The sequence below is a fragment of the Flavobacterium sp. FlaQc-30 genome (assembly GCF_044005885.1).
GTDB lineage: Bacteria > Bacteroidota > Bacteroidia > Flavobacteriales > Flavobacteriaceae > Flavobacterium.
In genome coordinates, this window is the sequence record NZ_JBIPCO010000003.1 from 286,937 (window position 1) to 313,439 (window position 26,503).

General features: G+C 32.7%; 26 protein-coding genes. 13 read left to right on the top strand and 13 right to left on the bottom strand.

Features of this window, described 5'->3' with window-relative positions; genetic code table 11:
* The first annotated feature begins 94 nt into the window (after nucleotides 1–94).
* Complete coding sequence (gene mazG, locus ACHRV0_RS09325; RefSeq protein WP_129025286.1) at nucleotides 95–865, top strand: nucleoside triphosphate pyrophosphohydrolase; 771 nt, start codon at nucleotides 95–97, stop codon at nucleotides 863–865.
* A 1-nt stretch (nucleotide 866) separates the two neighbouring features.
* Here the strand turns inward: mazG and ACHRV0_RS09330 are convergent, their stop codons facing one another.
* Nucleotides 867–1,547 carry a Crp/Fnr family transcriptional regulator gene (locus ACHRV0_RS09330; RefSeq protein ID WP_089052372.1) on the bottom strand — a complete coding sequence of 227 codons (681 nt, stop codon included), beginning with the start codon at nucleotides 1,545–1,547 and terminating at the stop codon, nucleotides 867–869.
* Nucleotides 1,548–1,750: 203 nt separating this feature from the next.
* Here ACHRV0_RS09330 and ACHRV0_RS09335 point away from each other — a divergent pair, with 203 nt between their 5' ends.
* The 8 genes from ACHRV0_RS09335 to ACHRV0_RS09370 all read left to right on the top strand — a co-directional run bounded on the left by ACHRV0_RS09335 (nucleotide 1,751) and on the right by ACHRV0_RS09370 (nucleotide 10,373).
* Nucleotides 1,751–4,138, top strand: a complete 2,388-nt coding sequence (locus tag ACHRV0_RS09335) for a heavy metal translocating P-type ATPase (RefSeq protein ID WP_395440663.1) — start codon at nucleotides 1,751–1,753, stop codon at nucleotides 4,136–4,138.
* A 114-nt stretch (nucleotides 4,139–4,252) separates the two neighbouring features.
* Nucleotides 4,253–4,444: a cbb3-type cytochrome oxidase assembly protein CcoS gene (gene ccoS, locus ACHRV0_RS09340; protein WP_089052370.1), complete on the top strand. Its 192-nt coding sequence runs from the start codon at nucleotides 4,253–4,255 to the stop codon at nucleotides 4,442–4,444.
* Nucleotides 4,445–4,446: 2 nt separating this feature from the next.
* A complete protein-coding gene (gene ccoN, locus ACHRV0_RS09345) occupies nucleotides 4,447–6,633 on the top strand; it encodes a cytochrome-c oxidase, cbb3-type subunit I (RefSeq protein WP_395440665.1) in 2,187 nt (728 codons plus the stop codon).
* 7 nt (nucleotides 6,634–6,640) lie between these two features.
* On the top strand, nucleotides 6,641–6,829 hold the full coding sequence (locus ACHRV0_RS09350) for a CcoQ/FixQ family Cbb3-type cytochrome c oxidase assembly chaperone (protein ID WP_089052368.1): 189 nt from the start codon (nucleotides 6,641–6,643) through the stop codon (nucleotides 6,827–6,829).
* A 1-nt stretch (nucleotide 6,830) separates the two neighbouring features.
* Nucleotides 6,831–7,769, top strand: coding sequence for a cbb3-type cytochrome c oxidase N-terminal domain-containing protein (locus tag ACHRV0_RS09355; protein WP_129025282.1), 939 nt, complete (start codon nucleotides 6,831–6,833; stop codon nucleotides 7,767–7,769).
* Nucleotides 7,770–7,780: 11 nt separating this feature from the next.
* On the top strand, nucleotides 7,781–9,199 hold the full coding sequence (gene ccoG, locus ACHRV0_RS09360; RefSeq protein WP_129025280.1) for a cytochrome c oxidase accessory protein CcoG: 1,419 nt from the start codon (nucleotides 7,781–7,783) through the stop codon (nucleotides 9,197–9,199).
* A gap of 15 nt (nucleotides 9,200–9,214) precedes the next feature.
* Nucleotides 9,215–9,664: a FixH family protein gene (locus ACHRV0_RS09365; RefSeq protein ID WP_395440666.1), complete on the top strand. Its 450-nt coding sequence runs from the start codon at nucleotides 9,215–9,217 to the stop codon at nucleotides 9,662–9,664.
* Between the two features lie 7 nt (nucleotides 9,665–9,671).
* Nucleotides 9,672–10,373 (top strand): sulfite exporter TauE/SafE family protein, encoded by a 702-nt coding sequence (locus ACHRV0_RS09370; RefSeq protein WP_395440667.1) that lies wholly within the window; start codon nucleotides 9,672–9,674, stop codon nucleotides 10,371–10,373.
* 38 nt (nucleotides 10,374–10,411) lie between these two features.
* Here the strand turns inward: ACHRV0_RS09370 and hemN are convergent, their stop codons facing one another.
* From hemN to prfB, 8 genes are all read right to left on the bottom strand, one after another.
* A complete protein-coding gene (gene hemN / locus ACHRV0_RS09375) occupies nucleotides 10,412–11,776 on the bottom strand; it encodes an oxygen-independent coproporphyrinogen III oxidase (RefSeq protein ID WP_395440668.1) in 1,365 nt (454 codons plus the stop codon).
* A gap of 126 nt (nucleotides 11,777–11,902) precedes the next feature.
* Nucleotides 11,903–12,373, bottom strand: a complete 471-nt coding sequence (locus ACHRV0_RS09380) for a hypothetical protein (protein WP_129025272.1) — start codon at nucleotides 12,371–12,373, stop codon at nucleotides 11,903–11,905.
* Between the two features lie 107 nt (nucleotides 12,374–12,480).
* Nucleotides 12,481–12,828 (bottom strand): hypothetical protein, encoded by a 348-nt coding sequence (locus ACHRV0_RS09385; protein WP_395440669.1) that lies wholly within the window; start codon nucleotides 12,826–12,828, stop codon nucleotides 12,481–12,483.
* 119 nt (nucleotides 12,829–12,947) lie between these two features.
* A complete protein-coding gene (locus ACHRV0_RS09390; protein WP_089058980.1) occupies nucleotides 12,948–13,370 on the bottom strand; it encodes a DoxX family protein in 423 nt (140 codons plus the stop codon).
* Nucleotides 13,371–13,490: 120 nt separating this feature from the next.
* Nucleotides 13,491–15,119, bottom strand: a complete 1,629-nt coding sequence (locus ACHRV0_RS09395) for an acyl-CoA carboxylase subunit beta (protein WP_395440670.1) — start codon at nucleotides 15,117–15,119, stop codon at nucleotides 13,491–13,493.
* Nucleotides 15,120–15,285: 166 nt separating this feature from the next.
* On the bottom strand, nucleotides 15,286–16,284 hold the full coding sequence (gene lpxD, locus ACHRV0_RS09400; RefSeq protein ID WP_395440671.1) for a UDP-3-O-(3-hydroxymyristoyl)glucosamine N-acyltransferase: 999 nt from the start codon (nucleotides 16,282–16,284) through the stop codon (nucleotides 15,286–15,288).
* Between the two features lie 346 nt (nucleotides 16,285–16,630).
* Nucleotides 16,631–17,077, bottom strand: a complete 447-nt coding sequence (gene msrB / locus ACHRV0_RS09405; protein ID WP_089052357.1) for a peptide-methionine (R)-S-oxide reductase MsrB — start codon at nucleotides 17,075–17,077, stop codon at nucleotides 16,631–16,633.
* A 70-nt stretch (nucleotides 17,078–17,147) separates the two neighbouring features.
* A protein-coding gene (prfB, locus tag ACHRV0_RS09410) for a peptide chain release factor 2 (RefSeq protein WP_395440672.1) occupies nucleotides 17,148–18,246 on the bottom strand; the annotation gives its coding sequence in 2 pieces (ribosomal slippage) (nucleotides 17,148–18,182 and nucleotides 18,184–18,246; 1,098 coding nt in all).
* Between the two features lie 381 nt (nucleotides 18,247–18,627).
* Here prfB and ACHRV0_RS09415 point away from each other — a divergent pair.
* Nucleotides 18,628–19,647, top strand: coding sequence for a threonine aldolase family protein (locus ACHRV0_RS09415; protein WP_395440673.1), 1,020 nt, complete (start codon nucleotides 18,628–18,630; stop codon nucleotides 19,645–19,647).
* A 176-nt stretch (nucleotides 19,648–19,823) separates the two neighbouring features.
* On the opposite strand, the gene ACHRV0_RS09420 is transcribed toward ACHRV0_RS09415, so the two are convergent.
* Complete coding sequence (locus ACHRV0_RS09420) at nucleotides 19,824–20,144, bottom strand: YbaB/EbfC family nucleoid-associated protein (RefSeq protein WP_395440674.1); 321 nt, start codon at nucleotides 20,142–20,144, stop codon at nucleotides 19,824–19,826.
* Nucleotides 20,145–20,293: 149 nt separating this feature from the next.
* Here ACHRV0_RS09420 and ACHRV0_RS09425 point away from each other — a divergent pair, with 149 nt between their 5' ends.
* The 3 genes from ACHRV0_RS09425 to ACHRV0_RS09435 all read left to right on the top strand — a co-directional run bounded on the left by ACHRV0_RS09425 (nucleotide 20,294) and on the right by ACHRV0_RS09435 (nucleotide 24,748).
* Entirely contained in the window at nucleotides 20,294–22,354 is a 2,061-nt protein-coding gene (locus ACHRV0_RS09425; protein WP_395440675.1) for a S9 family peptidase, read from the top strand.
* A 72-nt stretch (nucleotides 22,355–22,426) separates the two neighbouring features.
* On the top strand, nucleotides 22,427–23,467 hold the full coding sequence (locus ACHRV0_RS09430; RefSeq protein ID WP_089052352.1) for a PLP-dependent cysteine synthase family protein: 1,041 nt from the start codon (nucleotides 22,427–22,429) through the stop codon (nucleotides 23,465–23,467).
* Nucleotides 23,468–23,839: 372 nt separating this feature from the next.
* On the top strand, nucleotides 23,840–24,748 hold the full coding sequence (locus ACHRV0_RS09435; protein WP_395440676.1) for a LamG-like jellyroll fold domain-containing protein: 909 nt from the start codon (nucleotides 23,840–23,842) through the stop codon (nucleotides 24,746–24,748).
* 115 nt (nucleotides 24,749–24,863) lie between these two features.
* Here the strand turns inward: ACHRV0_RS09435 and ACHRV0_RS09440 are convergent, their stop codons facing one another.
* From ACHRV0_RS09440 to ACHRV0_RS09450, 3 genes are all read right to left on the bottom strand, one after another.
* Nucleotides 24,864–25,067 (bottom strand): hypothetical protein, encoded by a 204-nt coding sequence (locus ACHRV0_RS09440; RefSeq protein WP_395440677.1) that lies wholly within the window; start codon nucleotides 25,065–25,067, stop codon nucleotides 24,864–24,866.
* Nucleotides 25,068–25,418: 351 nt separating this feature from the next.
* Nucleotides 25,419–25,895, bottom strand: a complete 477-nt coding sequence (locus ACHRV0_RS09445; RefSeq protein ID WP_395440678.1) for a hypothetical protein — start codon at nucleotides 25,893–25,895, stop codon at nucleotides 25,419–25,421.
* Nucleotides 25,896–25,995: 100 nt separating this feature from the next.
* Nucleotides 25,996–26,442: a hypothetical protein gene (locus tag ACHRV0_RS09450; protein ID WP_129026186.1), complete on the bottom strand. Its 447-nt coding sequence runs from the start codon at nucleotides 26,440–26,442 to the stop codon at nucleotides 25,996–25,998.
* Nucleotides 26,443–26,503: the final 61 nt, after the last annotated feature.

The following is a 26,503-nucleotide window of genomic DNA, read 5'->3' on the forward strand; positions in this document are numbered from 1 at the left end:
CTGAATTTAAATATATTAATCCTGTTGAGATGTTTTCTTGACAGGATTTTTTACTTTTACAATCACTTGCCTGGAAACATAAAAACAAGAAAAAATGAGCAAAGAACTTCAATTAAAAGCTTTTGAAAGATTATTAATTATAATGGATGAACTTCGTGAGCAATGTCCGTGGGATAAAAAACAGACATTGCAAACGCTGAGACATTTAACGATTGAAGAAACTTACGAATTGGGTGATGCTATTTTAGATAATGATTTGAATGAAGTAAAAAAAGAACTGGGTGATTTATTGCTTCACATTGTTTTTTATGCAAAAATAGGTTCAGAAACAAATGATTTTGATATTGCTGATGTGTGCAATGAAATTTGTGATAAATTAATTCATCGCCATCCTCATATATACAGCGACACAGTTGTGAAAGATGAAGAAGAAGTAAAACAAAATTGGGAAAAGCTTAAATTGAAAGAAGGTAAAAAATCAGTTTTGGAAGGCGTGCCAAGAAGTCTTCCTGCGTTAGTAAAAGCAAGCCGTATTCAAGATAAAGTAAAAGGTGTTGGCTTCGATTGGGAAGAACCACATCAAGTTTGGGATAAAGTTCAAGAAGAATTAGAAGAACTTCAAGTAGAAGTTAAATCAGGTGATCAAGATAAAATCGAAGCCGAATTTGGAGATGTCCTATTCTCAATGATAAATTATGCCCGTTTTTTAAATGTTAATCCAGAAGATGCTTTAGAGCGCACTAATAAAAAATTCATCAAACGCTTTCAATATTTAGAAAGTAAAGCAAGTGAATTAGGGAAACCTTTAATGGATATGACTTTAGCAGAAATGGATGTTTTTTGGAATGAAGCAAAAAAACAATAAATTATTCAGCCATTTTCTTTAAGGCTTTAATATTTTTAAGCATAATTTTTTTCCCAACTAATTCAATTAAGTCCAGTTTATTAAAGTCAGATAATAAACGGATACAGCTTTCAGTTGCCGTACCAATTATTCCTGCCAGTTCCTCTCTTGTAAGTTGTACTTTTAAGGTTTTGTCTGTATTTTCGCCAAAACCTTCATGCAACTGTAATAAAGTTTCTGCTAAACGCTGTTTTACTGTTTTTTGAACTAAAGCAATTTTATCATTTTCAGATTCTTTTAAATCTTCGCAGACAGACTGCATTAAATTCAAAGAGAATTGATTGTTTGTATTAAAGAAATGTATGATTTCGTTTTTAGGAATAAAACAAACCTCCATATCTGCAACCGCTTTTGCGGTTAAGTTTGCAGGTTCGTTGCTGATCATTGAGCGTTGTCCTAATAATTCACCAGATTTTACCAGTTTTACAATCTGATCTTTTCCGTTAGCGCTTAATTTAGAAAGTTTTCCAACACCATCTTTGACACAAAATACACCATTGGTAACTTCGCCTTCTTCAAAAATAGCTTCGCCTTTTTTAATTGTATAGGTAGTTTTGCTGCTAGCCAATTTTACAACTTCATCTTTACTGAGGGCTTTTAGAGAAGAAAGCTGTCTTACGATACATTGATCACATTTACTCATGGCAAAAAAATTTAGTGCAAAATTAACCAATATTGACGTTTAATACTAGTAATATCGTTTAAAATATCTATAAAAAAGAGGATGACGCAATTTGGCAGTTTTATTTTCATTAAATTAGAATTCTATTTCATTTTAATATGATAATTGTCATAGTAAAAAGAGGGACTTATTTTGAATATTTGTTGCATTAAAAAAAACAAATTATGATTGAGCAGAGTTGTTTTCATTGCGGATTAACTATTCCTAAAAATGAAGAAATCAATTTTGATGAAAAAAAGTTTTGTTGCACCGGTTGTAAAACGGTTTACGAAATTTTCAGTTTTCATGATTTGACCTGTTATTACGATTTTCAAAAATCACCGGGAGCCACACCGCAAGATATTCAGGGAAAATATGATTTTTTAGATAATGAAGCAATCCTTTCAAAAGTTTTAGAATTTCAGGAAGGAAATACCGCTATAGTTTCATTAAGTATTCCGCACATTCATTGCAGTTCATGTATCTGGATTCTAGAAAACCTTAACCGTCTTGAAAAGGGAATAAGTACTTCTCAGGTTAATTTTCCTGAGAAAAAAGTTCGAATTACTTTCAATTCAGACGTAGTTTCACTAAAATCAATAGCTTATTTATTAAGCTCAATTGGTTATGAACCTTATATAAGTTTAGAAAATTACGAAACAGGAAAAAACAATGTTGACAGAAGTTTGACATACAAACTGGGTGTTGCCTTTTTTTGTTTCGGAAATATTATGCTTCTTTCGTTTCCTGAGTATTTTGAAATAAAAGAGTTTTGGCTGGATAATTATAAACCCTTTTTTAGGATTTTGATTTTTGTTTTGGCATTGCCAAGTTTCTTATATTCTGCAAGTGGTTATTACGTTTCAGCTTATAAAAGTATAAAATCAAAAATGCTTAATATAGATATTCCAATTGCTTTAGGAATCATCGTAATGTTTATTCGCAGTACTTTTGATATGGTGATGAATTATGGTCCTGGCTTTTTTGATAGTCTAACAGGGTTAGTATTCTTTATGCTGCTTGGAAAAATGTTTCAAATTAAGACGTATAGCTTTTTAAGTTTTGAACGTGATTTTAAATCTTATTTTCCTATTGCAGTTACTCGTATAAATTCCGATTTATCAGAAGAAAGCGTTCCTATTTATGATGTTTTAAAAGGAAATCGTTTGTTGATACGAAATCAAGAATTAATTCCTGTTGATGGAATTTTAATAAGCGAAAAGGCTGAGATTGACTATAGTTTTGTGACTGGAGAAGCAGATCCTATTATTAAGAAGTCTGGAGATAAAGTATTTGCCGGCGGAAAACAGATTGGAAAAGTTATTGAAATGGAAGTACTGCAATCTGTTTCGCAAAGTTATTTAACGCAATTATGGAGTAATGAGATATTTCAGAAAAAAGTACTTCAAAAGCATAAAACGATTACCGATGCCATAAGCCGTTATTTTACTCCTATTTTATTATTGATAGCCTTTGCAGGTTTCGGGTATTGGATTTTTATCGATGCAACTACAGCATTTAATGTTTTTACAGCGGTTTTAATTGTTGCTTGTCCTTGTGCGCTTGCTTTAACGGCACCATTTACTTTTGGTAATATACTGCGTATAATGGGGAAACAAAAAATGTACTTAAAAAATGCATTGGTTATTGAGCAGTTAGCAAAAGTTGACACTATAGTTTTTGATAAAACAGGAACTATTACCACCAATAAAAAGTCAAATATTTTGTATGAAGGAAAAGAAATTTCGAAAGAAAATTATATCCTGATAAAAAATGTTCTTCGCGGTTCAAACCATCCGTTAAGCCGTATGCTGTATGATTTTTTACCTGATCAGGATCGAGTTAAAATTGATGAATTTACGGAGATAACAGGAAAGGGAATTTTGGCTGTAGTTAATAATCGAACAATAAAAATCGGGTCAGCTTCTTTTGTGGGAAATCCAGGTTTAAATACATCAGAAATCGAACGAACCGCACTGCATATTAAGATTGATGATTTATATTACGGACAGTTTGTGTTTCAAAATAAGTATAGGGAAGGTTTGGAAAAACTTTTTGGAACATTAAGCAGAGATTATAATATTAAAGTCCTTTCAGGAGATAATGATGGAGAGAGAGCTAATCTCGAAGCTATATTGCCTAAAAACACAGAATTGGTTTTTAATCAAAAACCCGAACAAAAGCTTGATTTTATTAAAAAACTGCAAGATTCAGGAAAGAACGTTATGATGGTTGGCGATGGACTGAATGATGCTGGAGCATTAGCACAAAGTAATGTAGGAGTGTCAGTTTCTGAAAATGTCAATGTTTTTTCTCCAGCTTGTGATGCTATTTTGGATGCAGGAGAGTTTTATCGATTAGATTATTTTTTAAAACTGTCGCATAAATCGATATTAATAATCAAAATGAGTTTTGGATTGTCATTGTTGTACAACGTAGTCGGACTCTCGTTTGCTGTAACAGGAAATTTACTACCTTTAGTAGCGGCTATTATTATGCCATTGAGTACAATTACAATTGTCAGCTTTGTAACGATCATGTCTAACTATTTCAGCAAGAGTAGTTTAGAATGATTTTAAATAATTCAAAGAGTAAATTTTATAAATTTAACATTATTCTTTGATTATGATAATTATCATATTTTACACGCAGGTAACCTATTAATTTTGTTAACATAAATTTACGGTATGAGTGTTATTTATCTATTAATTTCAGTGAGTATTTTCGTAGCAATATGCTTCTTTATTGCTTTCATCGCAGCGGTCAAATCAGGGCAGTACGATGACGATTATACGCCTTCGGTCAGAATACTTTTTGACGACGAAACCAAAATTACTTCCCAAAATAATAATTCACCAATAGAAGAAAAACAAGTATAATTATGGAAATGGAACAGTTTTATTACGACAACAAAATTGTAAAAAAATTCATTTACGCCACCATCCTTTTTGGAGTAGTGGGTATGTTAGTGGGGCTGACCTTAGCGGTCATGTACCTTTTTCCCAATTTGACAGATGGGATATCGTGGTTAAGTTATGGTCGTTTGAGACCGTTGCACACCAATGCGGTTATTTTTGCATTTGTTGGAAATGCCTTTTTTGCCGGAATGTATTATTCCATGCAGAGATTGCTTAAAGCCAGAATGTTTAGTGACTTTTTAAGTAATTTGCATTTTTGGGGCTGGCAGTTAATTATCGTAGCCGCTGCAATTACATTGCCATTAGGGTATACTTCTTCAAAAGAGTATGCTGAGCTTGAATGGCCTATAGATATTGCCATAGCGCTTATTTGGGTAGTAATGGGGATCAATATGATAGGTACAATGCTGCGACGCAGGGAACGTCACTTATATGTAGCTATTTGGTTCTATCTTGCTACGTTTGTAACTGTTGCAGTTCTTCATATTTTTAATAATATTGAAATTCCAGTTTCAGCATTAAAAAGTTATTCCGTTTATGCTGGTGTACAAGATGCTTTAGTACAATGGTGGTATGGTCATAATGCGGTTGCATTTTTCTTGACGACTCCATTTTTAGGATTAATGTATTATTTCGTGCCTAAAGTAGCAAATCGTCCAGTATACTCTTATAGATTATCAATTATTCACTTTTGGTCTTTAATCTTTATTTATATCTGGGCAGGACCTCACCACTTGTTATACTCAGCATTACCTAACTGGGCTCAAAATTTAGGAGTTGCATTTTCAGTAATGTTAATTGCTCCATCATGGGGAGGTATGATCAACGGATTATTAACATTGAGAGGTGCTTGGGACAAAGTTCGTGAAGAACCAGTTTTAAAATTCTTTGTAGTAGCTATTACAGGTTATGGTATGGCGACTTTTGAAGGGCCGATGTTATCTCTTAAAAATGTGAATGCTATTGCGCATTATACGGACTGGATCGTTGCTCACGTACACGTTGGTGCATTAGCTTGGAACGGATTTATGTCTTTTGGTATCATTTATTGGTTGATTCCTCGAATGACAAAATCAGATTTATTTTCTAAGAAATTAGCAAACTTCCATTTTTGGATAGGTACATTAGGTATTATAGTATATACAATTCCATTATACGTAGCAGGTTTTCAACAAGCTTCAATGTGGAAACAATTTAATCCAGATGGTACATTAACGTATGGAAACTTTCTTGAAACAGTAACTGCAATTATGCCAATGTATTGGATGAGAGCAATTGGAGGAAGTTTATACCTAATAGGTATGTTGACTTTGGTTTACAATATCATTATGACTGTAAAAGCTGGTCAGACAATTGAAGATGAATTGGCTCAAGCTCCAGCACTGCAAAAAATCAGCAGTGGAAGACTTAATGGAGAGAAATTCCATTCTTGGTTAGAAAGAAAACCAATTCAGTTAACGATTTTGGCTACAATAGCAATTTTAATTGGAGGTATTATTCAAATTGTACCAACCATTATGGTAAAATCCAATATACCAACAATTTCAAGTGTAAAACCTTATACACCATTAGAACTTGAAGGACGTGATTTGTATATCAGAGAAGGTTGTGTAGGTTGTCACTCACAATCAGTTCGACCATTTAGAAGTGAAGTTGAGCGTTATGGAGTACAATCAAAAGCAGGAGAGTTTGTTTATGATCATCCATTCTTATGGGGATCAAAACGTACAGGTCCAGATTTATTAAGAGTTGGTGGTAAGTATAATGATAACTGGCACTTTAATCATATGTGGAATCCGCAAAGTACATCTGCAGGATCGATAATGCCAGGTTATAAATGGTTGTTTGACAATGAGCCAATGGACATTTCATTAACTCAGAAGAAAATGAAAGCAATGATTTCGCTTGGTGTACCTTATACTGAAGAAGAAGTTGCAAATGCGCAAAGAACTTTAAGAGAACAGGCAGTTAAAATTGAAAAAAGTTTAGAAAGCGATCCTGATTTTGTAAAAAGTTATGAAGACAGCAGGAAAAAAGCAGAAGCTAAAGGTGAGAAATTTATTCCGATGAATGAAAGAGAAATCGTTGCTTTGATTGCTTACATTCAAAGACTTGGTACTGATATTAAAGTAAAAGAAACTTCTAAATAACAGCATTATGTTTGAACAAATAAAACACAATATGGAAACGATATCGGGTATAGAAATTTACCCGATTCTTTCTCTCTTGATTTTCTTTTTCTTTTTCGTAGGATTAGGCTTTTGGGTATTCTCTTATAAAAAAGATAAAATTCAAGAAATGAGCCAAATACCTTTAGAGGATAATTTAATTTCAAAAGATAGATAAAATGAAAAAGTTTTTCCCAGTATATGTTAGAGTACCGTTGATTTTTTTCATCGTTTTTGCTTTGATGGAGTATTTTATAGATTCAGGTGATAAACCGGCATTTATTAAATACCCAATGGTATCTGTCTTTTTGTTTGTATTTCTATTTATTTTGATTGCAATCGAAATTACGCTTAGTGCAGTAAATCGAATTATGTATCAATTAATGTCTCCTGAAGAAAAAGCAAAAGCGGAGTATGAAAACAGTTTGAGTCTTAAGGAGAGTACTTGGTACAAAGACTTAATGCATAAACTTACTAAGACAGTACCAATGTCTAAAGAAGCAGATTTATTACTAGATCATGATTATGACGGCATTAAAGAGCTTGATAATAATTTACCGCCATGGTGGGTTTATTTATTCTACATCTGTATCATTTTTGGAGTACTTTATGTAGTTCGTTATGATGTTTTAGGAGCTGATGATCAGGAAATGGAGCTTAAAAAAGAAATGGCTCAGGCAAAAATTGATGTAGAAGAGTATATGAAAACTGCTCCAGATTTGATGGATGAAAAAACAGTTGTTTTACTTACTGATGCACCAAGTTTAGATGCCGGAAAGGAAATATTTACAACAAACTGTGCAGCTTGTCATAGAGCAGATGGAGGAGGACAAATTGGTCCAAACTTAACAGATAATCATTGGATTTTAGGAGGAGGAATAAAAGAGATATTCCACACCATTACAAACGGAGGTCGTGACGGTAAAGGAATGATCGCTTGGAAAGGAACTCTTAAACCAAAAGAAATTCAAAAGGTTGCCAGCTACATTTTGTCATTGCAAGGAAGTAATCCAAAAGACCCAAAAGAAGCCGAAGGTGAAGTATGGGCAGGAGAAGGTGCTCCTCAAGCAGATACTGCAGCAAATACACCAAAAGATACCACAGAAGTTAAAAAATAATTTAGAATATCATGTCAAATTTACCAGACGAAGCTTTTAGAGATACCATTGGAACTATAGATGAAGGCGGTAACAGGAAATTTATATTCCCTAAGAAACCGTCTGGTAAATTTTATAATTACAGAAAAATAGTCAGTTATGTTTTACTGACTATTTTAATTGTTAACCCGTTTATTAAAGTAAACGGAAACCAATTTATGATGTTCAATATACTTGAACGTCGTTTTAATATTTTCGGATTTCCTTTTTGGCCCCAGGACTTCTACCTTTTCGTTATTTCAATACTTGTCGGTGTTGTATTCATTATATTATTTACGGTTGTTTTTGGAAGAATCTTTTGTGGATGGATTTGCCCTCAAACCATTTTTTTAGAAATGGTATTTCGCCGAATCGAGTATTGGATTGACGGAGATCGTGGAGCACAGTCTCGTTTAGCAAGGCAAGAGTGGAATGCAGAAAAAATTAGAAAAAGAGTTGTTAAATGGACCATTTTCTTTTTAATCTCTTTTGGTATAGCAAATGTATTTCTCGCTTATTTAGTTGGCTCCGACGCTTTATTTTTAATGGTTGAGCAAGGACCTGTTAAACAGGCAAGTAATTTTATAGCACTTCTTATTTTTACTGGAGTTTTTTATTTCGTTTTTGTATGGTTTCGTGAACAGGTTTGTATTATTGCCTGTCCTTACGGAAGATTACAAGGTGTTTTATTAGATAATAAATCAATAAATGTTGCGTATGATTTCGTACGAGGCGAAAAAGAGAATGGAAGAGCCAAGTTTAATAAAAAAGAAGATAGAGCACTAACAGGAAAAGGTGATTGCATTGATTGTCTTCAATGTGTTCATGTATGCCCAATGGGTATTGATATTAGGAACGGAACACAGCTTGAATGCACAAACTGTACAGCTTGTATAGACGAGTGTGATCATATTATGGAAAGCGTAGGATTGCCTAAAGGACTTATTCGTTACGCTTCTGAAGATGAGATTGCTAAAAAAGAGCCTTTTAAGTTCACAGCAAGAATGAAAGGTTATACCGCTGTACTGTTTATTTTATTGAGTATTTTTGTTGGAATGCTGTTTTTAAGAACAAATGTTCAAGCAGTTGTTTTACGTTTACCTGGACAGCTTTTTCAGCATAAAGGAGATAAAATCAGTAATGTTTATACCTACAAGATTGTTAACAAAACAATGAAAGATTACAATGATATTCATTTTGAGTTAATCGATCAAAAAGGAGAAATTAGAAACGTAGGAAAACAACATTTTAAAGTTCCAAAAGAAGGAATTTCGCAAGGAACATTATTTATTGAAATAAATGAAGTATTGTTAGAAAGTGACAAAACCAAAGTAAAAATTGGTGTCTATAATGGTAACGAATTGCTTGAAACAACAAATACAAATTTCTTAGGACCAAGAAGTTTTAATTAAATAAACACAAGTATCATGAAAATTAATTGGGGAACTGGAATTGTCATTGCATTTGCATTGTTTATGACATTTATATTATACTTTGTTTTCGAAGTACAATCAAATAGCAAATATGATAATGACTTGGTTGTAGAAGAGTATTACAAGCATGATACTCATTTTCAGGAAGAAATGGCAAGAATTCAAAATGCGCATGATTTGCAGCATAAGCCGTCTATTAAATATAGTGAAGATGGTGTGCAGGTTACTTTTCCAGCAGACTTTGAAGGAAGTAAAGTAAAAGGGAATGTTTTATTATATAGACCTTCAAATAAGAAATTTGATTTTGATACTCAGATTGCTTTAACAAATTCTTCATTGTTAATTCCGCAGAAAAAATTAATAAAAGGGCGTTGGGATGTTAATATGGAGTGGCAGTATAAAGGGAAAAAATACCTGACAAAAGAAGTTATCTACGTAAATTAATCATAAAATGTTATTTTCTGCTCTAATATTTGGTCTTATAAGCAGTCTGCATTGTGTTGGAATGTGCGGACCTATAGCTATGATGCTTCCAGTAGATCATAACAATGAAACTAAAAAGGCAGCGCAGATTATTACTTATCACTTAGGACGATTATCTGCTTACGCCATAATCGGACTGGTTTTTGGACTGTTAGGGAGAGGCTTTTTTCTTGCCGGAATGCAGCAAAATATGTCGATTTTTATTGGTGTTGCAATGATTTTAATCGTTCTAATTCCAGAAAAAGTATTTGCTAAATACAATTTCTCAAAACCAGTATATAAAATTATTTCAAATATAAAATCTAGTCTGGGAAGTCAGTTTAAAAAGAAAAGTTACAAGTCTCTTTTTACTATTGGTTTATTAAATGGCTTTTTACCATGCGGAATGGTTTATGTTGCCTTGTTTGGTGCAATTGCCATGCAGAGCGCAGGACTTGGTGTGTTGTATATGCTGTTGTATGGATTAGGAACTATTCCTTTAATGACAGTTGTAGTTTATATTAATTCATTACTAAAATTACCTTTTAGAAACAAAATTCAAAAAGCAATTCCTTATGTTGCAGTAATAATTGGAGCGTTGTTTATTTTGAGAGGTTTAGGGTTAGGAATTCCTTATTTATCTCCGTCTAATATGAATTTGTTTGTTCAAGCAACTCCAAATTGTCATTAAACCTTTCTATTTCAAATTCTCTTTAAATTTTGATGTTTTTAAACTGTCATTGAGAATAAATTAGTCTCAGGAGATTTTCTTTTTAAATGCAAATCAAAAGCCATACAAATATTACGAACAAATGGTCTTCCTGCTTCAGTAATTTTTAGTTTATTTTCCTCAATTACAATTAACTTGTCTTTCTCAATTTCTTCAAGATCTAATAATACAGATGGTAATTCTTTAAAATATAAAGATTCGCTGCTCCAAGAAGTTTCAAGATCGCAAGTAAGGTTTAAGATGTGTTTTCTAATAATTAAATCTTCATCATTTAAAATATGTCCTTTTACGATTGGCAGTTGATCTTCTCTTAAAATTCGGTAATATTCTTCAAGACTTTTTGTGTTTTGAGCAAAACTATACCAGCTGTCGCTGATAGATGAAACACCTAAGCCTATCATAAGCTGCGTTTTAGATGCACTGTATCCCATAAAGTTTCGATGCATTTTTTTATTATGCGCGGCGTCAAATAAACTGTCAGAAGACAAAGCAAAATGATCCATACCAATTTCATGATAACCATTGGCAGAAAGCAATTGTTTTCCAGTTTCGTATAGTTGTCTTTTCTCTGCATCTTTAGGCAGGTTTTCTTCATTAAAGCCGCGTTGTCCGTTTCCTTTTATCCAAGGCACATGAGCATAGCTGTAAAACGCTAAACGGTCTGGTTTTAATGAATTTGTTTTTTCAACCGTATCAATAACGTCTTCAACGGTTTGAAATGGCAGACCAAAGATAATATCGTGTCCTATAGATTTATAACCAATTTCTTTTGCCCAAAAAGTTACTTTTGCGACATTATGAAAAGGTTGTATACGATGTATTGCTTTTTGTACTTTTTCGGCATAATCCTGAACACCAAAACTAACTCGGCGGAAGCCTAGATCATATAGTTTTTTTAACTGTTCGTAGGTAGTATTATTAGGATGTCCTTCAAAGCTAAATTCATAATTATCAGTTTTGTCGGCTAATTTAAAAATACCATTAATTAAATGTTCTAAATTTTCGGTAGAAAAAAAGGTTGGAGTACCGCCGCCTAGATGAATTTCTTTAATGAAAGGTTTTTCAGGAAGCAACTCACAGTATAATCTCCATTCTTTTAAAATTGCACTTATGTATATCTCCTCTACAGAATGATTTTTTGTAATTCTTTTATTGCAGCCGCAAAAAGTACACATGCTTTCGCAGAATGGCAGATGCAGGTATAAACTAATTCCGTTTTGTGAATTACTCTCTGAGAAGGATTTTTGAAAAGAAGACTTCCATTGTTCTACAGTAAAGGCAGATTCGTTCCAATAAGGAACAGTTGGGTAACTTGTATATCTTGGGCCTGGTACATTGTACTTCTGGGTTAGTGAAATTTTCATAAGACAAATTTATTTTCCCCCAAAGTTAGTTATTGATAAGAAGATGTAAAATGACAAATGTCATGTATCGATCAAAAAAAAAGAGGCTCATAATGAACCTCCCTTTACTGAATTAAATAACTAACATTAAATAGAATCCTGAATGATTTTAAGCCATTTTTTTGCAAACATATGATCTTGGTATACGCTAATCTGTTTGATGCGGTCATCGTCAAAATCATAGAATGGAATTGTAATTTTTTTAGAAGTTTCTTTATCCTGAAATTCAAAATCAATTTTAACAATGGTTTCTGAATTGCCTTCGGTGGTTAAAACTAACTTGCATGATGATACACTTTTTAAGTCAACATAAATCGATTCCTGTTGATTAGGATTGAAGTTCATTAAAATAAACTTTCGGTTTTTTTGATCTATTGTAAGTGTTTTATTGTTTTGTGATTCCGTTAAATCAAAATCTTCGGGATGAGTTGGATTGAACTTCTTTTTTATGTCTAGAATTTTTGATTTGTTCGCTGCGCTCGATCGTGCAGAAAAATATACTGGTACGGCAACTATGATCGCAATCACAATGCCTATTATTGTAATACTTGTGTCCATTTCTTTTTAAATTTGATAAATACATGAAATTATAAACAGTTTTCCTGAAAGAAAACGGTTTACTAGTGTGAGAAGAAAATAATCTTCCTTAAAGTTTCATAGTTATACTACCAAAAAAAGTGGAAAGGGTAGAGCATTATTAAGATTTTCTTGCTCTGAGTAGAAAATTGATTGACAAAGTTTGAAGATGGCTTTTCAATTCTATAGTTTGGAATAGCCAGTAGTAAAGAATCAAACCACTTTATTACACCAGAATTGGTGTGTTTAATATTTGCGGCTAATTGATAACCTGCCTGCGGTTGAATAAATGCAGATGAATCTGGTGTTTCTTTACCGAAATTGGTATCCGTTTTTTGAGTTTCGATTTTTTGTACCACAGAGCCTTCTGCTTGAGCAGCAAAAACTCCAATAATTAAGAGTGATATAAAAAATACAATTTTACGAATCCAATTCATGCGGGCGAAATTAGTTCATAAAATACAATAAAAGAAATTTAGAGTGCTAATTACTTCTTAAAAAATGGTTTATTAAATTATCCTCAATTTATTTTGATTAAATTGAGGATAATAAAACATTATTGCTGCATTTTAAAATAATAGTCAGCAGAGTGTTTTCCACCGCCATAAAACAAGAAAAATATGCAGAGTAACAATACAATGATTGCTAAAGCTAAGCTTTCAGAATGCATGTGTCCCATGAAATTGATAAGAACAGCTCCAAATAGTATTGGCAATTGAGCGGCGATTGCCCAGCGGGTAAGCAGCCCAAAAAAGATCATTATGCCTCCAATCATGTGAGCCGGCGCGATATAATGCAGAAGAAACATTCCGCCTCCGAATCGATCTATTGGAGAAATCAAATCATGCAAATATTGAACGTTGGTTACAAAAGAAACCCCTTTCATAAATAAGAAAACCCCCAATATTATGCGTACTAAATCTACTGGTAAATAAGTATGCGAATTTGCCCACTTATTCAAGCTTTTTACATTTTCCATGATACAACGAGATTAAAAATTATATACTAAGTTACTAATTTTTAGTGATATATTTAATTTAAGTATCTGGAAATAAGTTTTTTGATATTATTTTAACAAGTTTAAAAAGAGGTGCGCAATTTAAACCTGAATTACTCCTAAATTAAATGGTTTTTGAATCGGTGCATGATTTGCCGCTTCAATTCCCATAGAAACCCATTTACGTGTATCCAACGGATCAATTATAGCATCTGTCCATAATCTAGACGCAGCATAATAAGGAGAAGTCTGTTCGTCGTAACGTGCTTTTATTTTGTTAAAAAGTTCAGTTTCTTTTTCTTCGTCGATAATTTCTCCTTTTGCTTTAAGTGAAGAAGCTTCAATTTGTGCCAAAACTTTTGCTGCTTGAGTCCCGCCCATAACAGCAAGCTCAGCGCTCGGCCATGCAAAAATTAATCTTGGGTCATAAGCTTTACCGCACATGGCATAGTTTCCTGCTCCATAAGAGTTTCCTACAATTACAGTGAACTTTGGGACAACCGAATTACTTACGGCATTGACCATTTTGGCACCATCTTTAATAATTCCGCTATGTTCAGATTTTGATCCAACCATAAAACCAGTAACATCTTGCAGAAATACTAAAGGAATTTTCTTTTGATTACAATTAGCAATAAATCGGGTTGCTTTGTCGGCACTGTCAGAATAGATAACACCGCCAAACTGCATTTCGCCTTTTTTTGTTTTAACTACTTTACGTTGATTAGCAACTATTCCTACGGCCCAGCCGTCAATTCTTGCGTATCCAGTAATTAAGGATTGACCGTAACCATCTTTATAAGCTTCAAATTCTGAATTGTCAACCAAGCGATTGATTATTTCCATCATATCATACTGTTCATTTCTAGCTTTTGGCAGAATTCCGTAGATATCAGTTGGTTCTAATGCTGGTTTTTCGGCTTTAATTCGACTGTAACCTGCTTTATCAAAATCACCAATTTTATCAACTATATTTTTAATTTTGTCTAGAGCATCTTTATCATCTTTAGCCTTATAATCGGTAACGCCCGAAATCTCGCAATGCGTTGTTGCTCCGCCCAAAGTTTCATTATCTATTGTTTCGCCAATAGCTGCTTTTACTAAATAACTTCCAGCAAGGAAAATACTGCCGGTTTTATCTACAATTAAGGCTTCGTCGCTCATAATTGGAAGATAAGCTCCGCCAGCAACACAACTGCCCATTACAGCCGCTATTTGGGTAATACCCATACTGCTCATTTGAGCGTTGTTTCTAAAAATTCGTCCAAAATGTTCTTTGTCAGGAAAAATTTCATCTTGAAGAGGCAGATAAACACCTGCACTGTCAACTAAATAAATAATGGGAAGTTTGTTTTCGATTGCAATTTCCTGTGCTCGCAGATTTTTTTTGGCAGTTATAGGAAACCATGCCCCTGCTTTTACAGTAGCATCATTTGCAACAACAATACATTGTTTGCCTTTTACATAACCAATTTTAACAACCACGCCAGCAGAAGGGCATCCGCCATGTTCTTTGTACATTCCTTCGCCTGCAAAACCGCCAACTTCAATACTATTTGAATTTTCATCCAATAAATAAGCGATTCGTTCACGAGCCGTCATTTTTCCTTCCGCATGTAATTTCTCAATGCGTTTTTCACCGCCGCCCAATTTTACTTTGGCAAACTTTTGTTTTAATTCAGAAAGGAGTAGTTTATTATGATCTTCGTTTTTATTGAAGTTTAAATCCATGATATAGTATTGATTTTGTAAAATAGTGTTGGCTAATTTACAAAATCAATTGAAATAAACAGAGTATTTCAAATTTGTCTGAACTTTATTTTAGAGGATTTTATTTTCTTAAATAAAAAAGCAGAAGCGGTTGGCTTCTGCTTTTTCTATAGCTATATAAGTTGTATTATTTTTTCGGATTGCAAGCCATTCTTTTTAATGTTGCCCATTGTTTTAAAGCATCACGTGCTTCAACAGCTGGATAACCTAACATTGTTTTTCCTGCTGAAACATCACCTATAACACCAGATCCAGCACCAATAACAGCGCCGTCGCCAATTGTAGTGTGATCTTTTATAGAAGCGCTTCCGCCAATAATAACTCCGTTTCCTAAAGTTACTGATCCAGCCAAACCACTGTTTCCAGCCATAATACAAAATTTTCCTAATTTACTGTTATGTCCAATTTGAACTAAATTATCAATTTTACAGCCATCGCCTAAAATTGTCGAACTGAATTTCCCGCGGTCAACGCAAGAGTTTGCTCCAATTTCAACGCCGTTTCCTATAATTACATTTCCAATTTGTGGAATTTTGACTAAACCGTTTTCAGAACATGGGCGAAATCCAAAACCGTCGGCTCCAATCGTGGCATTTGGGTGAATGATGCAATCGTTACCAATGTGGCAGCGCTCACGAACTACTGATCCTGACCAAACAACAGTGTTTTTCCCGATAGTGCATTCGTCTAAAATTGTCACATTTGGATATAGAGTTGCATTTGCTCCAATTTCAACTTTTGGACCAATATAACATCCAGCACCAATCTTAGCGCCTTCGCCAATTACTGCAGTCTCATCTACAGTTGCAGTTTTGTGAATGTTTGTGCGAAATATTGGAGTAGGAGGGGCAAAAAGATTTAGAATTTGTGACATCGCTAAATCTGCGTTTTTTACTTTGATAAAAGCACGATTTTCTCCTGGTTCGATCGAAATGTCTTCATTAACAACTGCAATTGAAGCATTTGATGCTGACCAATATTTTTCATATTTTTTGTTTCCTATAAACGAAATTTCAGAAGTGGTGGCTTTTTCTAATTGCTCGGTTGCGGTTACGCTTTGTGAAGTTGTGCCGTATATTACACCATTAATTACTTCGTTAATTTCTTGAATAGAATAGGATTTCATTGATAAGTTTAATTGACTAAGGGTTTATTTTTTGCCAAATAAAATGAAATAGATTTTAATTACCTAATAAAATTTTCAAGTTTTTTGATAAAAGTTTATAATAATAGTTTAAATATTACAAAATTAACATTTTACCTATTAATTTAATGAATGTATTCTAATTTTACGTGCTGCCTTTTCTTGTATTATCGATGTTTAAGTAATTAAATATTGTAAAACATACAGCGATAAAAGGGAATCATTTTATTGATAGGTAGTGACTTACATTTTTAATGTTAATTAATATTTTGATATTTGTGTAAAAAAAAAAGCGATTCCTTATTTTGAGTTAAGGAATCGCTTTTTATTAGTCTTTAATTTTAGAGAGTGAAATCGCATTAATGCAATATCTCAAGCCGCTTGGTTGTGGTCCGTCTGGAAAAACATGTCCTAAATGTGCATCACATACATTGCATACTACTTCAACGCGAATCATTCCGTATGACTTGTCAGCATGATAAGCAATTGCATTTTCTTTTATTGGTTGTGTAAAAGAGGGCCAGCCTGTTCCTGATTCGAATTTTTCTGAAGCATCAAAAAGCAAAGTGCCACAGCATTTACACTCATAAATTCCAGGATCAAATAAACTGCAAAGTTCAGAACTAAAAGATCTCTCTGTTCCTTTTAAACGTGTTACTTGAAACTCTTCGGGAGTTAAAAGCTGCTTCCATTCATCTTCAGTTTTTTCAACTCTTTTTTCAGGAGCTGGATTTCCTTTATTTGTAAAATGAATTACATCTGCCCATTTTATCATAATTTTTTTTCTTTAAAGTTTATTGTAAACTAAAACTAACTACTAAAGACCGAGCAAAGACCACTTTTGACTATTCCTCTTCTTTTTGTCCCATCATCATTAAAAATGCTTTCAAGAATGGGTCAATATTTCCGTTCATTACGCCATCGACGTCGCTTGTTTCATAACCGGTACGAACATCTTTTACTAATTTATAAGGCTGCATTACATAATTACGTATTTGCGAACCCCATTCAATTTTCATTTTTCCGGCTTCAATATCAGCACGTTGTGCCTGTTGTTTTTTTAATTCAATTTCGTATAACTGAGAACGAAGCATTTGCATTGCACGTTGTCTGTTGTCTTGCTGAGATCTTGTTTCAGAACACTGAATTTGGATTCCGGTTGGTTTGTGTACCAATTGAACTTTTGTTTCTACCTTATTTACGTTTTGTCCTCCAGCTCCACTTGAACGAGAAGTAGTAATTTCGATATCAGCAGGATTAATGTCAATTTCGATACTGTCGTCAACCAACGGATAAACATACACAGAAGCAAATGAGGTATGGCGTTTTGCATTACTGTCAAAAGGTGAAATTCTAACTAAACGATGTACACCGTTTTCTCCTTTTAAATACCCAAATGAATAATCGCCTTCAAATTCTAAAGTAACCGTTTTAATTCCAGCAACATCACCAGCTTGAAAGTTCAGCTCTTTTATTTTATAGCCATAACTTTCTCCCCACATCATGTACATACGCATTAACATTCCTGCCCAATCACAGCTTTCGGTTCCGCCAGCTCCAGCAGTAATTTGAAGAACAGCACTTAAACTGTCACCTTCATCAGAAAGCATGTTTTTGAATTCGATGTTTTCTATATGAGATTGTGTAATGTTGTATTGTTCGTCAAGTTCGTCTGCAGAAAGTTCTCCTTCTTTATAAAAATCATACGCCAGCTGCAATTCTTCTGTAAGTGAGACAGCTTTGTCATAATCTTCAATCCATTTTTTCTTGTTTCGAAGATTTTTTACAATGTTTTCGGCTTCCTTGGGATTATTCCAGAAATCAGGCGCGAAAGTTTTTTCCTCTTCGTTTGCAATTTCGATTAGCTTGGCATCGACGTCAAAGATACCTCCTCAACGCACCAAGGCGCTCCACAATACCTTTTACTTGTTCGGCTGTTGTCATAAATTAATAAGTGTTTTTTGTTTGTTTTTTACCGCTATTACATTTCTATAGAAAAAAATACAACGTAATTTCGTTGTACAAAAATAAGATATAGTTTTTAGAATTTACACTAAATCATCAGGGATAATATAAGGAAATACTATTTGTCTAAAAAAGATTGATTAATACTAATTAGGAATATATATTTTTGGTTTAGTTGAAAAAGTTTTAAAAATAACAACTTATTTTTTGAATTATTAAGGCATGATTTATATGTTTTTTATAAATATTACGTTAATTTGGTTCTATAGTTATGTGGCAAGTTAAAATTTATTAAAACTTGCGATCAAAAACTAACAGTAATATGTAATTTTGCTGTCCAAAAAAAAGATATAGTTTTATATGGAAATAAATTTAATTAGCGATACCATAACTAAACCTACACAGGAGATGCTGCAGTATATGTTTAACGCTCATGTTGGCGATGATGTATACAAACAAGATCCTACGGTTATAGAATTAGAAACAAGAGTAGCTGAGTTTTTTGGTATGGAAGCTGGACTTTTTTTTCCGTCAGGAACTATGGCAAACCAAGCAGCTATAAAACTGCATACACAGCCGGGTGAGCAGTTAATTGCTGATAAATATGCACACGTTTATCATTATGAAGGAGGAGGAGTTTCTTTTAACAGCGGTGTTTCCTGCTGTTTATTAGACGGTCATCGCGGTATGATAAATGCAAAACAAGTTGCGGCAGCTATAAATGATCCTGAATTTTATCACAGTCCTTTAACAAGTTTGGTTTGTGTAGAAAATACGACTAACAAGGGTGGTGGTGCTTGTTATGAATTAGAAGATTTAAGAGAAATAAAAAGAGTTTGTGATGCAAATAATTTAAAATTCCACTTAGACGGAGCCAGAATCTGGAATGCATTAGTGGCAAAAAGGCAAAATCCGAAAGAATTTGGAGCGATTTTCGACACTATATCAGTTTGTTTGTCAAAAGGATTAGGAGCGCCAATTGGTTCTGTTTTGCTTGGAAGTAAAGCTGATATTCATAGAGCGTTGAGAATCAGAAAGATATTGGGTGGTGGAATGCGTCAAGTTGGTTATTTGGCCGCTGCAGGATTATATGCTTTGGCAAATAATATTGAACGCTTGGCAGAAGATCATAGAAGAGCTAAAGAAATTGGAGCTATTTTAAGTACAAAATCATGGGTTGCCTCAGTAGAACCAGTAGAAACTAATATTTTGATTTTTTCTTTAGCAGAAGGGTACAGCGATCAGCTTTTGATTGAAAAATTAAAGCAGAAAAATATTATAATAAGTTCGCTTGGGCATAACAAACTCCGAATTGTAACGCATTTAGATTATAAAGAGGTTATGCATAGTTATGTAGTGGAAATGCTTTCGAAGATTTAATTTTAAAGGTTCAAAGTGGCAAAGGCTCAAAGTGACAAAGGCATAGAGAATAACGTTAAACAAAAAAAAAGACGCAACGCGTCTTTTTTTTGTTTAAAGAATTGAAGTTTTTATACATTAAGCAAAGAAAACCTCTGTTCCTATGAATCTTTGCCACTTTGAATCTTAAAAAAAAACTATTTAAACAAATTATCCATTCCAGGAATCATTGGCATATCCATTTTTGCAACAGTGTCAAGTTCTCTTTCGTTAACACTTGTTGCTTTTTCAATTGCCTTATTTAAAGTTACAATTAAGTAATCTTCAAGCTGTTCTTTGTCTTCTAATAGAGAGTCGTCTATAGAGATTGTTTTTATTTTTCTATTGGCAGTTAATGTTACTTTCAATAATCCGTCAGCGCTTTGTTCGTCAATTAAAACAGTATCTAGGCGTTTCTTTGTATCTTCAATTTTTTGTTGGGTTTCTTTAAGTTTTCCCATCATTCCCATTAAATCCATTTTTTGTTGATTTTTAAATTATTTCATACAAAATTAGTATATTGCTTTATGATTACAATAGAATATTTTATGAAAAAATTAATTCCCGTTCTATTCTGATTGTAGTATTTTTGCCTTTCCGTATTTAAAAACAAAAGCTTAATTAAATAATGCAAAACGATATATTGGCTCCAAAGGCTAAAGAAATTCCAAAAACATTAAAGAAACATAAAGAATCTAGGATAGATAATTATTTTTGGCTGAACGATCGAGAGAACCCAGAAGTCATTGATTATTTGAATAAAGAGAATGAGTTTTATCAAAAAATGACCGCTCATACAAAGGATTTACAAGAGTCTTTGTATGAGGAAATGAAAGCGAGAATTAAAGAAGATGATTCATCGGTTCCTTATTTTTACAACGGATATTTTTATATTACACGATTTGAAACAGGTCAGGATTATCCAATATTTGCTAGAAAAAAGAGCAGTCTTTCTGCAGATGAAGAAATTTTATTCAACTGTAATGAATTAGCAAAAGGGCATGCTTATTTCAAATTAGGAGGTTTAAGTATAAGTCCAGATAATAAATTTGTCACTTTTGGAGTTGACATTGTTGGAAGAAGAATTTACACGATTCAGATTAAAAATCTTGAAACAGGAGAAATATTATCAGATAAAATCGAGAATGCAACTGGAGGATCTGTTTGGGCAAATGATAATAAGACTATTTTTTACACCAGACAAGATGAAGTTACTTTAAGAGCCGATAAGATTTTTAGACATAAACTAAATACAGATTCAAAAAAAGATGTTTTGGTTTATGATGAAGTTGATGATACTTTTAATGTTTCGGTAAGTAAAGAAAAGTCAAGAAAATATATTGTAATAAGTTCAGGAAGTACTTTAACAACTGAATATAGAATTTTAAATTCAGATAATCCTGATGGTGAATTTGAGGTTTTTCAGCCTCGTGTTCGTGGTTTAGAGTATAGTATTTCACACTACGAAGATTCTTTTTATATCTTGACGAATAAAGATAAGGCGACTAATTTTAAATTAATGAAAACGCCTGAAAATAAAACAGGAAAGAAAAATTGGGTAGATCTTATTCCGCATCGTGAAGATGTTTTATTAGAAGATATTGAGATTTTTAAAAATTTTTTAGTTGTAGAAGAACGCTCAAACGGTTTAAATCATATCCGAATTATGCCTTGGGGTGAAGATAAAGATTATTATCTGCCATTTGGCAGTGAAACATATAATGCCTATACTACAACAAATATTGATTTTGATACAGATGTGTTGCGATACAGCTATCAATCGCTTGCTACGCCATCATCTGTTATTGATTTTAATATGAAAACCAAAACCAAAGAAATCTTAAAAGAACAACAGGTTTTAGGGGGTAAATTTGACAAAGAAAATTATACCGAAGAACGTGTTTGGGCAACAGCAAGAGATGGTGTAAAAGTGCCAATTTCGATGATTTATAGAAAAGGGTTGAAGAAAAACGGGAAAAATCCGTTGTTGTTATACTCTTACGGTTCTTATGGGATTACTATGGATACTTATTTTTCTTCGACAAGGCTTTCTTTGTTAGATCGCGGTTTTGTTTATGCGATCGCACATATTAGAGGAGGAGAAGACTTAGGAAGACAATGGTATGAAGATGGAAAACTGTTAAAAAAGAAAAATACCTTTACAGATTTCATCGATTGCTCTAAATTTGTAATTAACGAGAATTATACATCTCCAGAACATTTATATGCTGAAGGAGGATCTGCAGGAGGGCTTTTAATGGGAGTTGTAGTTAATGAAGCTCCAGAATTATACAACGGAGTTATTGCTCAGGTGCCTTTTGTAGATGTCATTACAACAATGCTGGACGACAGTATTCCGCTTACAACCGGAGAATATGATGAATGGGGAAACCCAAATAATAAAAAGTATTACGATTATATGTTATCGTACTCACCGTATGATAATGTAAAAGCGCAAAACTATCCTAATATGTATGTATCAACAGGATTGCACGATTCTCAAGTACAATATTGGGAGCCAGCGAAATGGGTGGCTAAATTGAGAGATTTAAAAACAAATAATAATTTTTTGTTTTTAGATACCAATATGGATGCTGGACATGGTGGGGCTTCAGGACGTTTTGAGGCTTTGAGAGACTTAGCAAAGGAATTTAGTTTTTTATTAGATTTAGAAAAAATTAAAAGCTAATTAAAAATTTTTTGTTAAATTTGCAACCTATCGAGGTTATTTTAAAATACCATCTCGATTAACTATTTTTTTATGAAAGAAGAAATAAACGCTTATAATAATGTTTTAGAATTAATAGGTAATACCCCGCTTATTAAACTAAATAAAGTCACCGAAGAGTTAGAAGGAAATTTCTACGCAAAGGTAGAAGCTTTTAATCCAGGTCATTCCTCAAAAGATAGAATAGCGTTATATATTATCGAAGAAGCCGAGAAAAAGGGAATTTTATCACCAGGTGATACTATTATCGAAACTACATCAGGTAACACAGGTTTTAGTTTGGCAATGGTAAGCATTATAAAAGGTTACAATTGTATTTTGGCCGTAAGTTCAAAATCATCCAAAGATAAAATTGACATGTTGAGGAGTTTAGGTGCCAAAGTATATGTTTGCCCTGCTCACGTTTCTGCAGACGATGAAAGATCGTATTACAATGTAGCTAAACGACTTCACGAGGAAACAAAAGGATCGGTTTATATCAATCAGTATTTTAATCAATTAAATATTGATGCCCACTACAACACTACTGGCCCTGAAATTTGGGAACAAACTAAAGGAAAAATTACACACCTTATTGCTTGCAGCGGAACTGGAGGGACAATTTCTGGAACAGCAAAATTCTTAAAAGAGCAAAATCCGAATATTAGAATTTTAGGTGTTGATGCTTTTGGATCAGTATTGAAGAAATACCACGAAACAAAAGAATTTGATAATAAAGAGATTTATCCATACCGAATTGAAGGTTTAGGAAAAAATTTAATCCCATCAGCTACAGATTTTGATATCATCGATAAGTTCATGAAAGTGACCGATGAGGAGAGTGCGCACTCAGCTAGAGAAATCACTCGAAAAGAAGGATTGTTTGTAGGTTATACTTCTGGAGCAGTAATGCAGGCTATTAAACAATATGCAGAAGAAGGAGAGTTTACAAAAGACAGTAATATTATAGCAATTTTCCCAGATCATGGTTCACGCTATATGAGTAAAGTATTTAGCGATGACTGGATGAATGAACAAGGTTTCTTTGATAGTGTTAATGAAGAAGAAGCTCAAAAAATTGAATTTGTAAAGTAGGTTAGACTGCTTTTTTAGATACTAGAACTCCATTCGTATTTGCGAATGGAGTTTTTTTATGGAACTATTTTTAGTTGATAGTATGATTGCGTGTAATTTTTGGTTTTTAAAATTACGAATGTGTTTGTTTTAAGTGAGAATACCGTATTTATACGTAAGAAAATTTTAGTTTAATTATGAGATGTTTAAAATTTTAATATAATAGTATGTGGTATAAATAATTCTAATTGTTGGCTAAAAATCATCAATTTTGGTTATTTGAACGATTATTTAGGTTAGTTGTCGGATAAATTTCAGCTCAAAAACATAATAATCTAGTTTAGCAGTGTTAAAATGACACAATGTTTTTTTTAATCCCTAAATCTACATATCATGAAAAAATTACTACTCTCATTTTTGTTTGTAAGTTATTTGAATGCGACTGCTCAGAACCCAATTCAGGAGTTTAGTTTCAATGGGACTTTAAATAATACAGCAAATACGACTTCTTTTATCGGAACAAATAATTTTGTTGCTGATAGAGCAGGAGTTACTGCAAGTGCACAAAGACTAAATGGCAGGGCTATGGAAGCTGTTATTGATAATCTGCCAATGGCAAATAATGCAAGAACAGTAAGTATTTGGGTTAAGTTTAATGATATTACTACGGCTAATTATATTTGGGGTTACGGTACAGCTTACAATGCGCAGTATTGCGGATTATTACAGCAAGGTACCTCATCGTCAAATTCAGATTTAAGTTTAGCAGGCTGGGGTGCTACTAACGATGTTATTGTTTCAACCACTTTAAGCAAAGACACATGGTATCAATATACTATAACGTATGATGGTACAGTTTCTAAAATTTATAGAAACGGAGAATTGTTGAAATCGTTAAGCGGTATAACACGTTCAACAAAAGGAAATATTTTTAGATTAGGAGAAGTAAATACGACAGTTGGAATTAACGCTGATATCGACGATTTAAAGATCTATGATACAGCTTTGACAGATCAACAGGTTACAGAGCTTTATAACAGCTCTAAGGCAGTCGTTACTATAGCAGCAGCGGCGGTAACAAAGCCAGCAGTTTTAAAGTCTAAAGTAAATACAAAATCTGCAGCATCAGGTTCTATAATAACGAACAGTGATGTAAATGCAGGAACAAAAAATATTGAAGTGTTTTCGCAAGGACAGAAGGTGTTGGGTAATACCAGTTCACTGAATGTTAATGATCTTCCTGAAGGAACTTATCTGCTGAAAATTACAAATTCACCAGCCAAGAAAATTACTTCAAAATAAAGCATTACGTTATTTTATAATAGTTAGTTAGTTTTTTATATTTTTAGTAGCACTCAGGTTTTGGAATAGTAAAAAAGCCTTCTGAATTTCAGAAGGCTTTTTGCTTTGTATAGTATTAATGCTTTTTTTGCTGTCCTGGAGCATAAGCTTTTGCACTTTTATCTCCATTCATTTTCTTTGCTTGTCCTGGTGGTATTTTTTTACCTGATGGTACAGGTGTATACGTGTGAGTATGAGTTGAGCAGCTTATAGCGCTGATGATTACAAATAAAATAACCATTACGATTATAATATATTTAGTGTATTTTGATGTTTGCATTTTTTGTCTATCTGAGAATGGGGAATAAATATAAATTCTACTTTATTTCATTATCGTTATAACAAAAGTAGAATAGTGAAAGTTTTTTTTAGCTTATAACGCTAATTACTATAAATAATATAACTAAAATTATTACAGCAAATTTTGTGTATTTTGAGTTTTGCATTGTTCTTTATTTTTAAATTAATTTCGTGTTGAGAAAAACAAATATAATAGTTTTTTTGATTATGAGTTTCTTTTAGATGTTTTTGGATACCTGTATAACGTAGAATTATCAATATTATCGCAATGGGAATGATGTAATCAATAAACACTTAATAATTTCTTATGTCTTTATCATTGTATTTAAATCTAGAATGAGGGCTTGTGTGTGTTTTCTCTTCGTCTTATTTTTAAATAACAAAATAGTGCTGGGAGTATTGCAATCATAAATAATGGAGTTGCCCAATATTGACGCATTTCATATGAAAATGGACTATTGATTATATTATTCTCTCTTCTATAAATTATTTTATCCTTTACCGTTTTAATTCTCCAAATCGGAATCTGGCTTGTGTTTAAACTTCCACTTTCAATAATATTTATTGGTATTGAGATTCCGCTTTTTAGTTTATCAGATTTGCAATACCCATAAAATACCCAAGAAGTTTTATTGCTGCCGCTATTTGAAGGAGGTATTTTTTCATTTACTACCAGTATATCTTTAGAGTAATTTTTCTCGGGATTCAATGATGCATAGAATACTTTAGTTTTTGAGAAATCATTTATTGCTTCTATTCCAATTATTGATAATCCCAAAAATATAAGAATCAAACATAGTGTTTTCATGAGTTAATAATATTTTATTGGTGTTGTTTTATCGGTTTGTTAGTGTTTATTTAATAATTTATTTAGTTATCAGAATTCAAAATATAATGGTTTTGTTCGATTATTGATTTCTTTTAAAAATTAAATAAATTATTGAAAATAAAGCAAATAAAAAGAAAAAGGGTTCTAGAAAATATTTGAAGTCTAAACCTAAAAAACTGGTAGGTTTCTGATAAAACAAATTGGTAGATGTGTATTTAGAGTGATAGACCATTAGTCGATGATCTTTAAAACGATATGAAAATGTAGAAATGTTGATGTTCATTGTTAATGAGGCCTTTTTATTATTAGAGACTAAAAAACCATGATAGACAAAATTAGAAGATGTATTTCGACCTACACCAGTAGCCGGACCAGATTCTGTGATTATTAATGTATCTTTTACAAAGCCATCTTTGCAAAATGCGATCGTATATCCAGTTTTGAGAACTGAAAAATTATGAATTATTTCTTCAATCAACATTAGTGATGCAAATACTATTATTATATAGGCAAGAGCTTTTTTCATCGTATTATTAATGAATAAATGATTTGTTAGTATAGCTGTCTATCGTCTTGTTTTGTTTTTT